9 protein-coding genes and 1 pseudogene are annotated in these 12,936 nt (G+C 71.1%); 2 read left to right on the plus strand and 8 right to left on the minus strand.

What is annotated here, in order from left to right:
* The first annotated feature begins 37 nt into the window (after nucleotides 1–37).
* Entirely contained in the window at nucleotides 38–397 is a 360-nt protein-coding gene (locus tag ACQP0T_RS23440; protein WP_433869998.1) for an Rv3235 family protein, read from the plus strand.
* 20 nt (nucleotides 398–417) lie between these two features.
* On the opposite strand, the pseudogene secA reads toward ACQP0T_RS23440, so the two are convergent.
* From secA to ACQP0T_RS23475, 7 genes and pseudogenes are all read right to left on the minus strand, one after another.
* Nucleotides 418–3,356: pseudogene (secA, locus tag ACQP0T_RS23445) on the minus strand (preprotein translocase subunit SecA).
* Between the two features lie 176 nt (nucleotides 3,357–3,532).
* Entirely contained in the window at nucleotides 3,533–4,198 is a 666-nt protein-coding gene (hpf, locus tag ACQP0T_RS23450; RefSeq protein WP_433869999.1) for a ribosome hibernation-promoting factor, HPF/YfiA family, read from the minus strand.
* A gap of 416 nt (nucleotides 4,199–4,614) precedes the next feature.
* Nucleotides 4,615–5,301, minus strand: a complete 687-nt coding sequence (locus ACQP0T_RS23455; protein ID WP_433870000.1) for a ComF family protein — start codon at nucleotides 5,299–5,301, stop codon at nucleotides 4,615–4,617.
* Between the two features lie 323 nt (nucleotides 5,302–5,624).
* The gene (locus ACQP0T_RS23460; RefSeq protein ID WP_433870001.1) at nucleotides 5,625–7,349 is read right to left on the minus strand and encodes an LpqB family beta-propeller domain-containing protein; all 1,725 of its coding nucleotides are present in this window, start codon (nucleotides 7,347–7,349) and stop codon (nucleotides 5,625–5,627) included.
* Complete coding sequence (gene mtrB / locus ACQP0T_RS23465) at nucleotides 7,346–9,079, minus strand: MtrAB system histidine kinase MtrB (protein WP_433870002.1); 1,734 nt, start codon at nucleotides 9,077–9,079, stop codon at nucleotides 7,346–7,348. The genes ACQP0T_RS23460 and mtrB overlap by 4 nt, the downstream gene beginning before the upstream one ends.
* A gap of 40 nt (nucleotides 9,080–9,119) precedes the next feature.
* Entirely contained in the window at nucleotides 9,120–9,797 is a 678-nt protein-coding gene (mtrA, locus tag ACQP0T_RS23470; RefSeq protein WP_345358642.1) for an MtrAB system response regulator MtrA, read from the minus strand.
* Between the two features lie 144 nt (nucleotides 9,798–9,941).
* Nucleotides 9,942–10,607: a dTMP kinase gene (locus ACQP0T_RS23475; protein WP_433870003.1), complete on the minus strand. Its 666-nt coding sequence runs from the start codon at nucleotides 10,605–10,607 to the stop codon at nucleotides 9,942–9,944.
* Nucleotides 10,608–10,747: 140 nt separating this feature from the next.
* Between ACQP0T_RS23475 and ACQP0T_RS23480 the strand changes: the two genes are divergently transcribed.
* Nucleotides 10,748–11,221, plus strand: a complete 474-nt coding sequence (locus ACQP0T_RS23480; protein WP_433870004.1) for an OsmC family protein — start codon at nucleotides 10,748–10,750, stop codon at nucleotides 11,219–11,221.
* A 6-nt stretch (nucleotides 11,222–11,227) separates the two neighbouring features.
* Here the strand turns inward: ACQP0T_RS23480 and ahcY are convergent, their stop codons facing one another.
* Nucleotides 11,228–12,685 (minus strand): adenosylhomocysteinase, encoded by a 1,458-nt coding sequence (gene ahcY / locus ACQP0T_RS23485; protein ID WP_433870005.1) that lies wholly within the window; start codon nucleotides 12,683–12,685, stop codon nucleotides 11,228–11,230.
* Nucleotides 12,686–12,936 lie beyond the last annotated feature (251 nt).

The raw sequence follows: 12,936 nt of genomic DNA on the forward strand, positions 1-12,936 counted from the left end.
TTACCGGGCGAAGCACAAGGACCACGGGAGGTTTCCGATGACCACCGCAATGCTCGAGGCGGAACCGCAGCGCGACCTCACCGCCGCCGGGCGCACCGCCTACGCACTCGCGCACCACCTGGGTGAGCAGATCTTCGCCGTGCTGAACGGGAAAGCCTCGTGGCGGGCGATCGAGGGCTGTTCGCCCGGCGCGGTGCGCAGGCTGCTCCACGGAGCACGTTCTCCCCACGAGCAGGGCCCGGGTTACCGGCTGCGTTCCGTCCACGCCTGCGTCGTCTCCGACCGGTTGGTCGAAGCCTGCGTGGTCGTCGGATCGCTCAGCCGGGCCCGGGCCCTGGTCCTCCGCGTCGAAAAGGAGCACAACCGATGGCGATGCACCTTGCTGGCGCCGGTCTGATCACGACGGCGCCAGCGGTCTCAGCGCTTCTTGTTCTTCTTCTGCTCCGCTCGGGCAGCGGCCCGCCGCTCGCGCCGCGTGCCGTTGGACCCGGACTGCGCGGCCGGACCATCGCTGCTCGTCTGGACCTCCCCGGTCTCCGAGGGACCGGAGTAGTTCAGCCGCTGCTGGTCCGGGCCACCGGTCCCGCGCAGCGCGGTCGGCACCGGGGCGCCCTCGCCGGTCGGCGGCGCTCCGCCGAGCTGGCTCAGCGCCGGGCCAGCCGAGGCCGTCCGAGCACGCTTGGCACGGGGCTGCGCCCCCGCCTGCTGCGGTGCCGGGCGCTGCTGGGCCTGGCGCTGCGGAGCCTGCCCCTGCTGACCGCCGCGGCCCTGTCCCTGCGGCGTCTGGGGGACCTCCGGGACCCCGCTGCCATCCCGGCTCACCGACACCGGCACGGACGGCTGCTCCGGCGCGGGCTCTGGCTCGGCCGCCTCCACCTGCGCGTTGAACAGGAAGGTGACCGACTCCTCCTTGAGGGCTTCGAGCATCCCGCCGAACATGTCGAAGCCTTCGCGGCGGTACTCGATGAGCGGGTCGCGCTGCGCCATCGCGCGCAGCCCGATGCCCTCCTTGAGGTAGTCCATCTCGTAGAGGTGCTCGCGCCACTTGCGGTCCAGGACGCTGAGCACGACCCGGCGCTCCAGCTCGCGCATCGCGCCGGGACCGACCTTGCCGTCGACCTCGGCCTCGCGCCGTTCGTACGCGTTGCGGGCGTCCTCCAGGAGCAGCTCGAGGAGGCGCTCCTTGCTCAGGTCCTCCTCGTCGTCGACGAGCTCCTCCCAGTTCAGCGACACCGGGTAGAGCGAGCCGAGCGCCTTCCACAGCTTCTCGAAGTCCCAGTCCTCCGCGTAGCCCTCGCCGGTCTCGGCGTTGACGTACTCGGTGACGACGTCGGTCAGCATGTGCAAGACCTGTTCCCGCAGGTCCTCGCCGGCAAGAACCCGGTGGCGCTCGTCGTAGATGACGGTGCGCTGCTGGTTCATCACCTCGTCGTACTTGAGGACGTTCTTGCGGATCTCCATGTTCTGCTGCTCGACCTGGGTCTGCGCGCTGCGGATGGCGCGGGTGACCATCTTGTGCTCGATCGGCACGTCGTCGGGCACCTTGAGCCGGACCATCACGGTCTCGACCATCGCCGCGTTGAACCTGCGCATCAGCTCGTCGCCGAGCGACAGGTAGAACCGCGACTCCCGGGGTCGCCCTGGCGGCCGGACCGACCGCGGAGCTGGTTGTCGATGCGCCGCGACTCGTGGCGCTCGGTGCCCAGCACGTAGAGGCCGCCGACCTCGCGAACCTGCTCGGCTTCGGTCTCGACCTGGGACTTGATCTTCTCGACCACGCCCGGCCACTCCGCCTCGTACTGCTCGCCGTTGCGCACCGGGTCGAGCCCTCGGCTGCGCAGCTCGGCATCGGCGAGGTGGTCGATGTTGCCGCCGAGGACGATGTCGGTACCGCGGCCCGCCATGTTGGTGGCCACCGTCACCGCGCCCTTGCGGCCCGCCTCGGCGATGATCGCCGCCTCGCGCTGGTGGTTCTTCGCGTTGAGCACGTTGTGCGGGATGCCGCGCTTGGTCAGCAGCTTCGACAAGTACTCGGAGCGCTCCACGCTGGTGGTGCCCACCAGCACGGGCTGCCCCTTGTGGTGGCGCTCCTCGATGTCCTCGGCGACGGCCTCGAACTTGGCCGGCTCGCCCTTGTAGACGAGGTCGGGCTGGTCGACGCGGGCCATCGGCTCGTTGGTCGGGATCGGCACCACACCGAGCTTGTAGGTGCCCTGGAACTCGGCCGCCTCGGTCTCGGCGGTACCGGTCATGCCCGAGAGCTTGTCGTAGAGCCGGAAGTAGTTCTGCAGCGTGATCGTGGCCAGCGTCTGGTTCTCGGCCTTGATCTCGACGCCTTCCTTGGCCTCGATCGCCTGGTGCATCCCCTCGTTGTAGCGGCGCCCCGCCAGGATGCGGCCGGTGAACTCGTCGACGATCAGCACTTCGCCATCGCGGACGATGTAGTCCTTGTCGCGCTTGTAGAGCTCCTTGGCCTTCAGCGCGTTGTTGAGGAAACCGACCAGCGGCGTGTTCGCGGCCTCGTAGAGGTTGTCGATGCCGAGCTGGTCCTCGATGATCGTGACGCCGTCCTCGGTGACGCCGACGGTCCGCTTCCGTTCGTCGACCTCGTAGTGCTCCTCGCGCTTGAGCATGGGGGCGAGCCGGGCGAACTCCTGGTACCAGCGCGAGGACTGGTCGGCCGGACCGGAGATGATCAGCGGCGTCCGGGCCTCGTCGATGAGGATCGAGTCGACCTCGTCGACGACCGCGAAGTTGTGGCCGCGCTGCACGCAGTCGGACAGGCTCCACGCCATGTTGTCGCGCAGGTAGTCGAACCCGAACTCGTTGTTGGTGCCGTAGGTGATGTCCGCCGCGTACGCCTGCCGCCGCTGCTCCGGGGTCAGGTCCGCGAGGATCGCGCCGACCTCGAGCCCGAGGAACCGGTGGATCCGGCCCATCCACTCGGCGTCGCGCTTGGCCAGGTAGTCGTTCACGGTGATGACGTGCACGCCCTTGCCGCTGATCGCGTTGAGGTAGGCGGGCAGCACGCAGGTGAGCGTCTTGCCCTCACCCGTGCGCATCTCGGCGATGTTGCCGAGGTGCAGGGCGGCGCCGCCCATGAGCTGCACGTCGAAGTGGCGCTGGCCGAGGGTGCGCTTGGCCGCTTCCCGGGCGACCCCGAAGGCTTCGGGCAGGAGGCTGTCGAGGGTCTCGCCCTCCTCGTGGCGACGCTTGAACTCGTCGGTCTTGCCCCGCAGCTCGTCGTCGGACAGCTCGACGATGTCTGCTTCGAGCTCATTGATGTGCGCTGCGATGCCGCGCAGGCGCTTGAGCAACTTGCCCTCGCCGGCGCGGAGCAGTCGGGACAGGACCATCCGGTCGACCTCACTAGCTGATCGTGACGCGCCCGTCACGGACGCTTTCTGGTCATCGTATTAGAGCTGGTCGCGGGACCATCCGTGACGGGTGCGGGCCCCGCGCACGGTTGTCCCCCGCGCACCACGGTACGCGGGGGACAACGGGTGCCGTCCGACTTGGCTCAGACTCGCCGTCAGTGCGAGTCGGCCAGCCGGATTACCCCGTAGTCGAATCCCTTCCTGCGGTAGACGACGCTCGGCTGGCCCGACTCGGCATCCGCGAAGAGGTAGAAGTCGTGGCCGACCAGCTCCATCTCGTAGAGCGCCTGTTCGACCGTCATCGGTTCGGACGAGTGGTCCTTCTCCCGGACGATCCTGCCGGGCTCGTAGTCCTGGTCATCAGCCCACGCACGCTGCTCCGGAAGCTCGTACTCGACCTCCTGGGGCGCTTCGAGCAACGCGGTGCGACTCTCCGCCGCGGTGTTGCCCATCACCACGGGCCGGTCCGCCAGCTCAGCCGTCGCTTGGGCGACCGAGGTGGGGTTGCGCTGTCCGTAGTGCACCTTCCTCCGGTCGTGCATCCGCCGCAGCCGGTTCTCCAGCTTGTTGGTGGCGGCGTCCAGGGCTCCGTAGAAGTCGCCGGCGGACGCCTCCGCCCGCACGGGTGAACCCTTGCCGACCAGGGTGATCTCCACCCGCTGGCAGTTCTTGGCCTGGCGCGGGTTGCGCTCGTGGAACAGCTCCACCTCTGCGCGAATGGCCTTCTTGTTGTACCGCTCGAGCCGGTTCAGCTTCTCGTTGACGTGCTCCCTGTAGTGGTCCGGCACGTCGACGTTGCGGCCCTTGACGACGATGTCCATTCACGACCTCCGTTCCTGCGTGCTCCGTGAGCGAGGTGTGTACGGCGGCGCCGGCCTGCCAGGCCTGATCAGCTTCTTTCCGGCGCCAGGAACATGGTGCGAAGCTCCTTCCCTCGGCCGGGCTGGCTGAGTGAGTGGCACGGTAGACCTCTTTACCGATTCGTGACATCCCCCGGCCCGGGGAAAGTCAAGCAACCACGGAGAGTGATCGCGTGCCACTGTTGGACGCAGTCGGTCAGCGCGGAACGGGTGCGGTCCGATCGAGGTCGAATCCACTCGTTCGGGCGTCACTCGCCGCGCACGTCGCTCCTCCCGCTCGCGGAGCGGGAGATCCAGCCGCGACTCGACCCTGCGCACACCCGGACAACGAACACCGACCGCCGGGAGTTCCGCATCGGCGTTCCCGTTCGCACATCTCACCCGGACGTCGAGGTCAACGACAGCGCCGCGCGCACGTCGAACCCCGAAGCCAGGAGCACGCGCAGGCATTCGGCCACCGTCGCGCCGGTGGTGACGACATCGTCCAGCAGCACCACCGGCCACCCCGAAGTCGGGAGCCGACCCGAACGGACCAGCACTCGACCGGCCAGGTTTTTCACCCTTTCGGGTGTATCGAGCTCGGTGGAGTCCGCAGCCGAGCGATCGGTCACCAAGCAATCCGCGACCTCCACCTGCCAACCCCGCACCACCAGAGCGGATGCCGTCCGGTCGGCCAGTCGGAGCACGTGCGGGCCACCACGCCGCCGCGCCGCGATGGCCTTCGACGGTGCGGGCACCAGGCAGCAGCGCCCCTCCAGGCCCACCTGGTCGGCGAGCGCCCGCAGGCCGGTTCCGAGCTGCTGCCCCAGCGGCTCGGCCAGGTGCCGCTGGCCCGACTCCTTGAACGCGAGCACGGCCCGGCGCGCCGCGCGCCGATAGCGTCCCAACGCGTAGACCGGCACCTCCCCGGTGAACAGCGGACGATCGACGCGGCGGAGTCCGCCCAGCTCACCGGCGCACGTGCGGCACCACGCCGTGCCCCCGCGGCGGCACCCCGCGCAGCGCAGCGGGAACACGAGGTCGAGCAGGCCGGTGGCGGCGTCGCGGAACAGATCAGCACGCATCTCCGCAGGATGCGCCGATGTCGCGTCGGACTCACCGCACGCGTGTCGGCAACCCTGCCGAGCAGTGGAGCGGGGACGTTCGCGACCGGGAGCGCGCGATCCCGCCGCGACGCGGCCAGCGGGACGCCTCCGACTCGACCGGCGCGGCGGGCGTTCCTGGCCCCGCGTTCGGGCTCGGATCGTTCGGCTTCCTGCCGGGCAGGAACGCCCTCGCCTCCGGCGAGCGGTGCCGAGCGGGTGCCGCCACTTCTGACAGGAAGGTTCCCCTGCTGCCATCTGTGGCAGGAAGGTTCCCCTGCTGCCATCGGCGCGGGGCGGGCCGGTCAGCCGGGGAAGAAGGGGATCGAGCCGCCGCCGATGGGGACGCGCACCACGGCCCAGACGTTGTCGGGCTCCTCGGTCTGCCACAGGCCGACGCTGTCGGCGACGATCACGCGCCCGTCCTGGGCGACGGTCACGCCGGTGAGGCGCTGCCCCAGGTTCAGGGCCGTGTAGCGGGTCCACTCGAAGCCGTCGACGGACACGTCGTAGACCGGCGAGGAGCTGCTGCCGGTGATGGCCACCAGGGCATCGTTGCCGCGCCACTCCAGCCCGGTGATCTCCACGTTCTCCGGGGGCACGAGCGGGGTCGGGTGCTGCACGACGAGCTGGTCGTCGCGCTCCCCGATGCCCGCGACCAGGATCCGCCCGTCGACGACCGCGGCCAGCCGGGTGCCGCCCGGGGCGATCCGCAGGTCCTCGATCTGGCCCGCGCCGACGAGCTCGGGCGCCTCGACCCGTTCGGTCACCCAGCGGTCGCCGTCCTTGTGGGCCCGGACCACGGTGCTGCCGTCGACCACGGTCCACACCTCGGATTCGGTGCGCCAGGTCGGCTTGGTCATGAAGGAGCCGGCGACGTCGAGTTCGGCGAGCTGCTGGGCGCCGTACTCGCCGACCCGCAGCGCCACGCCGCCGGGTCGGCGGGTGACCGCCGCGAGGTATTCGCCGTCGAGCGAGCGGCCGGCCTGCAGCACGCGGTACTCCCCGGAGCCGACCGCGCCGGGCACGGGGGTCGCGCTGTCGTCGATGAGCACCAGGCTCTCGTTGACGACCGCCATCCCGGGCAGGTCGGCGCGCACCTGGTGCTCGGTCTCGAAGGAGGCCACGTCGCTGGGCCGCAGGTCTCCCGCCTCGTCGAGCAGCGGTCGTCCTTCCTCCTTGAGCCGCACCCGGGCGCTGCTGACGCTCTGCAGCGAGAACACGGTCTGCGCGGCGATCTGCTGGCGCTGCTCGGCGGTGAGGTCGCCGAGGTCGCTGAGATTGACCTCCAGGGCGCCGTCCGGGGACTCGCTGGTGTTGGTCTTGGGCACCACCCCGGGCGGGATCGCGCTGCGCAGGGAGTCGCGGAAGGCCTCGGACGGCCCGGTGACCAGCAGGTCGATCACCCGCCGGGGCAGGGTGCTCGACGGCAGCGCGGGGACGTAGCGCAGGTCGGGGACCACCCCGGTGCCCTCGTGGTTGAGGAAGTAGATCGGCAGCTGGCGGTAGGTCTCGGCGAAGGCGGCGCGGCCGGCGACCAGGCCCGGCGGTGGTTCGGCGATGCGCCACTCGCCGTCGGGCTGCCGCTCCACCCGCACCTCGATCCGGTACGGCCCGGACTCGGGGACGAACGACTGGTCCGGTTGGAGCCTGCCGACCTTGTCGCCCTGCACGCTGACGAGCTGAACGCCCTCGGGCAGCGGCATGTCCTGCGGCACCGGGATGGTGTCGACGTCCTCGACGATGAGCAGCCCGGGCGTGGGCGACCACTCCTGCGCGGCCTGCGGGGTGAGGTGCCTGCGCGCGGCCTCGTGGTCGCTGGCCGGTTTCGCGCTGTCGTCGACGAAGCTGCGGACCAGCGACAGGGCGTCGATGCCCTTGGGCAGCGGCTTGAGCTCCTGGGTGGCGTTGCCCTCGTCGATGGAGCGCACGGCCCTGGGCTCGGAGCTCTCGGGGATCGACGCGCACGCCGTGACCGGCACCAGCAGCAGGGCCACGGCCGCGGCCGCCCTCCGGACGGGTCGGCTCATCGGTCGTCCTCCCAGCTCTGCTCGGTGAGCCGCGCGGGCCCGGTGTCCCGGACCTCCCCGGGCTCGCCTTCCTGGACGGGGTCGGGCGCGGCGAGCAGGGCACCCGGTGCGGCGATGCGCCGGGTCTCGGGCATCGCCAGCGGGCTGGCGTCGAACGGCTCGCCGGGCCGGCGCGGCAGGGTCAGGCGGAAGCAGGAGCCCTCGCCGGGTTCGCCCCAGGCGTCGATCCCACCGCCGTGCAGGCGGGCGTCCTCCAGGCTGATGGACAGCCCGAGCCCGGTCCCGCCGGTGCGCCGGTTGCGGGACGGGTCGGCGCGCCAGAACCGGGTGAACACCAGCTCGGCCTCGCCGGGCCGCAGCCCCACCCCGTAGTCGCGGACGGTCACCGCCACGGCCTTGTCGTTGACGCCGATGCGGATCTCGACCGGCCCGCCTTCGGCGTGGTCGATGGCGTTGCCCACGAGGTTGCGCAGGACGCGCTCGATGCGCCGGTGGTCGGCGTGGATGGTCTGCGCCTTCTCGGGCAGGTCCACGCGCAGCTCGACACCGCTGGACTCGGCGATGGCCCGCAACGACCGCACCGTGTCGCGGACCACCTCGCACAGGTCGAGCGGTTCGGCGGCGAGGTCGGCCACCCCGGCGTCCAGCCGGGAGATCTCCAGCAGGTCGGCGAGCAGCAGCTCGAAGCGGTCGAGCTCGTCGACGAGGAGTTCGCTGGACCGGGACAGGCCGGGCGGGAACTGCTCGCGGGACGCGTGCAGCACGTCGGCGGCCATCCGCACGGTGGTCAGCGGGGTGCGCAGCTCGTGCGAGACGTCGGAGGTGAAGCGCCGCTGGAGCTGGCCGAACTCCTCGAGCTGGGTGATCTGCTGCTTGAGGCTGTCGGCCATCTCGTTGAACGACTCGGCGAGCCGGGCCACGTCGTCCTCGCCGATCACCCGCATCCGCTTGTCGAGCTCGCCCTCGGCGAGTTCCTCGGCGATCTGCGCGGCCTGCCGGACCGGGCGCACCACCTGCCGGGTGACCAGGTTGGTGATCGCGCCGAGCAGCACCAGCAGCACGCCGCCCACGACGAGCAGGGTCTGCTGGACCACGGCGAGGGTCTTCTGCTCGGCGGTGAGCGGGAACAGCAGGTAGACCTGCAACGGCCGGGTGGCGGTGCTCACCGGCATGCCGACGGTCAGCATCGTGACCGGCTCGGAGTCCATCTGGACGGTGTGGATCTTGGTGGCGAGCTGTCCGCGCTCCACGAACGCGCGCAGGTCCCCGGGCACGTACCCGATCGGACCGGCGGAGGGCTCGAACCGCGGGTCCCCGGGGGCCTCCCCGTCGACCAACACCGGGTGGAACGCCCCGGCGGCGGCGTCGGCGCTGTCCTCCGACGTCGACGTGGTCAACCGGTTGAGGGCGGCTTCGAGCTGGTCGGAGACGCCCTCGGCGTTCGGGTCGACCGCGGTGAGCTCCTGCTCCAGGGTCTGCTTGCTGACCTCGACCTGGGTGACCGCAGCCTGCTCCTTGGCGGACAGGAGCTGCGTGGTGATCTCGGTCTGCAGCACCATGCCCAGCACCAGTACCACGGCCGTCGACAGCGCCAGGGTGCTGACCACCACGCGCAGCTGCATGGACCGGCGCCAGATCGACTCGAACCGGTGCCACCGGTTCCGGATCTCCTCGCGACCGCGGCGCAGCGACCAGCGCACCCGGCCCCCGCGGTACCCCCAGGCGCTCATCGCCGCCGCCCCGCCGAGCACGCCGCGGGGCGACGGCTCATCACGGTGGGCCTGCCTTGTACCCCACGCCGCGGACGGTCAGCACCACCTCGGGGCTCTCCGGGTCGCGCTCGACCTTCGAACGCAGTCGCTGCACGTGGACGTTGACCAGGCGGGTGTCCGCGGCGTGCCGGTAGCCCCAGACCTGTTCCAGCAGCACCTCGCGGGTGAACACCTGGCGGGGCTTGCGCGCCAGCGCGACCAGCAGGTCGAACTCCAGCGGGGTCAGCGCGATCGGCTGGCCCTCGCGGGTGACCTCGTGGCCGGGCACGTCGATGGTGACGTCACCGATCGCGAGGACCTCGGCGGGCTCGGCGTCGGTGCGGCGCAGCCGGGCGCGCAGCCGGGCCACCAGCTCCTTCGGCTTGAACGGCTTGACGATGTAGTCGTCGGCACCGGATTCGAGCCCGAGCACCACGTCGACGGTGTCGCTCTTGGCGGTCAGCATCACGATCGGCACGACGGACTCGGTGCGGATGGCCTTGCAGACGTCGATGCCGTTCATCCCGGGCAGCATCAGGTCCAGCAGGACCAGGTCCGGCTTGAGCTCCCGCAGCGCGGGCATCGCCTTGGTGCCGTCGCTGACGACAGCGGTCTCGAAGCCCTCGCCCCGGAGCACGATGGTCAGCATTTCGGCCAGGGCCGGATCGTCGTCCACCACGAGCACGCGCGCCTTCATGGCCACCATGGTTGCACTTGTCACCGACTCCGCGAACATCCACCCGCTGCTGGTCGTCCCAGGTCGCCGCGCGGGCACCGGTCCCGCGGCCTGCATACCGCTGAACGGAGCAGGGGTTCGGCACCGGATCGGTGACCGGCGGCTTCAGCCGACGTGAGGTGCGTCGCGGTCGGAGTCCAGCAGGTCCACCAGGGCACCGAAGTCGACGTCGGCGACGCCGTCCAGGACCGTCCACGGCGACCACCAGTCCGCCGCGGCGAGCTGCGCGTAGACCTCGCCGCACCGGCGCTGGAGCCCGTCGTCGGACTCGAAGCTGTCCCGCGCCCGGTCGGCTTCGGTCCGCTCCCGGTGCCGGGCGCGTTCGGCGGCGACCTCGGTCGGGACCCGCAGCAGGAGCTGCCGGTCCGGCCGGGGCAGCCCGAAGCGTTCGATCTCCAGCTCCGCCACCCACCGCACGAACCGCCCGGTCGCGTCCTGGTGCAGGCGGGCGGCGCCGTAGGCGGCGTTGGAGGCCACGTAGCGGTCGAGCAGCACGACGTCGTGGGCGTCGAGCGCGGCGCGCAGCTCGTCGGCCGCACCGCGCCGGTCGAGGGCGTAGAGCACCGCCATGCCGTGCACCGAGGAGCCGAGGTCGCCGTGGCCGCCGCGCAACGCCTCGGCGACGAGTTCGGCGTGCACGTCCTCGGCGTAGCGCGGGAACGCGGTGCGGGTCGCCGAGCGGCCGCGGCGGCGCAGCTCGGCGAGGATGCCGTCGGCGAGCGTCCGCTTGCCCGCGCCGTCCAGTCCCTCGATCACGATGAGTCGGCCCACGGCGACGACGGTAGCCGAGCGCGGTGCGGGCGCGGCGCGCGGCCGGAAACGGCTTCCGCCGGACCGGGCCGGTCCGCTAGACATCAGCTCGACGGCTCCGCCGGGAGCCCGCCACCGCCGCTACCCGAGACGAGGTCCGCATGAGCGCGCAGACCCACACCTACCGGGCGTCCGTGACCTGGACCGGCAACACCGGGACCGGGACGTCCTCCTACACCGCCTACAGCCGGGAGCACGTCGTCGACGTCGCGGGCAAGCCCCCGCTCACCGCCTCGGCCGACCCGGCGTTCCGGGGCGACCCCGGGCTGCACAACCCGGAGGAGTTCCTGCTCGCCGCGCTCTCGGAATGCCACCTGCTGTGGTACCTCGGGCTCTGCGCGGCCTCCGGCGTGGTGGTCACCGCCTACCGGGACGAGCCGGTCGGCACGATGGCCGAGCAGCGCGACGGCGGCGGGCGGTTCACCGAGGTCGTGCTCCGGCCCCGGGTCGTGGTCGCCGAGGCCGCGATGGTGCCGCGCGCCGAGGAGCTGCACGAGCAGGCGCACCGCAAGTGCTTCATCGCGAACTCGGTGAACTTCCCGGTGCGCCACGAGCCGGAGGTCCGCGCCGGCTGACCGGGTTCAGTACCGGTAGTGCTCCGGCTTGAACGGCCCCTCCACGTCGACGTCGATGTACTCGGCCTGGTCCTTGGAGAGCTTGGTCAGCTCCCCGCCGAGGGCTTCGACGTGGATGCGGGCGACCTTCTCGTCGAGCACCTTCGGCAGCCGGTAGACCTCGTTGTCGTACTCCTGGTGCTTGGTGAACAGCTCGACCTGGGCGATGGTCTGGTTGGCGAAGGAGCTCGACATCACGAAGCTCGGGTGCCCGGTGGCGTTGCCCAGGTTCAGCAGCCGGCCCTCGGAGAGCACGATGACGGACTTGCCGTCCGGGAACACCCACTCGTCGACCTGCGGTTTGATCCGCACCCGCTGGACGTCGGGCATCCGCTGCAGCGCGGCCATCTCGATCTCGTTGTCGAAATGGCCCACGTTGCCGACGATCGCCCGGTGCTTCATCCGGCGCATGTGGTCGAGGGTGATGATGTCCCGGTTGCCGGTCGTGGTGATCACGATGTCGGCTTGGCCGAGGACGCTGTCGAGCTTGGCGACCTGGTAGCCGTCGAGCTGGGCCTGCAGCGCGCAGATCGGGTCGATCTCGGTGATGACCACCCGCGCGCCCTGGCCGCGCAGCGCCTCGGCCGAGCCCTTGCCGACGTCGCCGTAGCCGCAGATCACGGCCACCTTGCCGCCGATGAGCACGTCGGTGGCCCGGTTGATGCCGTCCACCAGCGAATGCCGGATGCCGTACTTGTTGTCGAACTTGGACTTGGTCACCGAGTCGTTGACGTTGATCGCGGGGAACAGCAGTTCGCCTTGCGCGGCGAGCTGGTAGAGCCGGTTCACGCCGGTGGTGGTCTCCTCGGACACGCCGAGGATGCTCTCCGCGGCCCGGGTCCACTTCGCCGGGTCGGCGGCCAGCGAGGCGCGCAGCGTCGCCAGCACCACCTTGAACTCGTCCGGATCGTCGTCCGCCGGGTTGGGCACGACCCCGGCGCGCTCGTACTGGACTCCCTTGTGGACCAGCAGGGTGGCGTCGCCGCCGTCGTCGAGGATCATCGTCGGCCCCGGCTGCTCCGGCCAGGTCAGCGCCTGCTCGGTGCACCACCAGTACTCCTCGAGCGTCTCGCCCTTCCAGGCGAAGACCGGGACACCGCGCGGCGCGTCCGGCGTGCCGTGCGGGCCGACCACGGCCGCGGCGGCGGCCGCGTCGTCGGTGGAGAAGATGTTGCAGGAGGCCCAGCGGACCTCGGCGCCCAGCGCGACCAGCGTCTCGATCAGCACGGCGGTCTGCACCGTCATGTGCAGCGAGCCCGTGATCCGCGCTCCGCGCAGCGGGAACACCTCGGCGTACTCGCGCCGCAGCGTCATCAGGCCCGGCATCTCCTGCTCGGCGAGCCGGATCTGGTGGCGGCCTTCGTCGGCCAGCTCCGGATCGGCGATGGCGAAACCGCCACCGCCGCTCGGTCGATCGGCACTCATCTGGGGACTCCTCGCGGCCTCGGGAAGGACGGACGGGGGACGGCTGGTGGTGGGTGCGCGGGCCGCACCGGATACTACCGGGAGTGACCGGTCGCCTTCGCGGTGCGATGACGCGGCCGAGGACGACTCGGCCGAAATCCCGGACAGCGGGTCGTCGGACGATCACAATCGGAGGGGAGCACTCGCTTCGCCCGGGACGTCGGAGGACAATCGCAAGATCGACACGGCCGCCCGGCGCCGCGTCGACCGGC

Source organism: Saccharopolyspora sp. CA-218241 (assembly GCF_050954615.1).
GTDB lineage: Bacteria > Actinomycetota > Actinomycetes > Mycobacteriales > Pseudonocardiaceae > Saccharopolyspora > Saccharopolyspora cebuensis.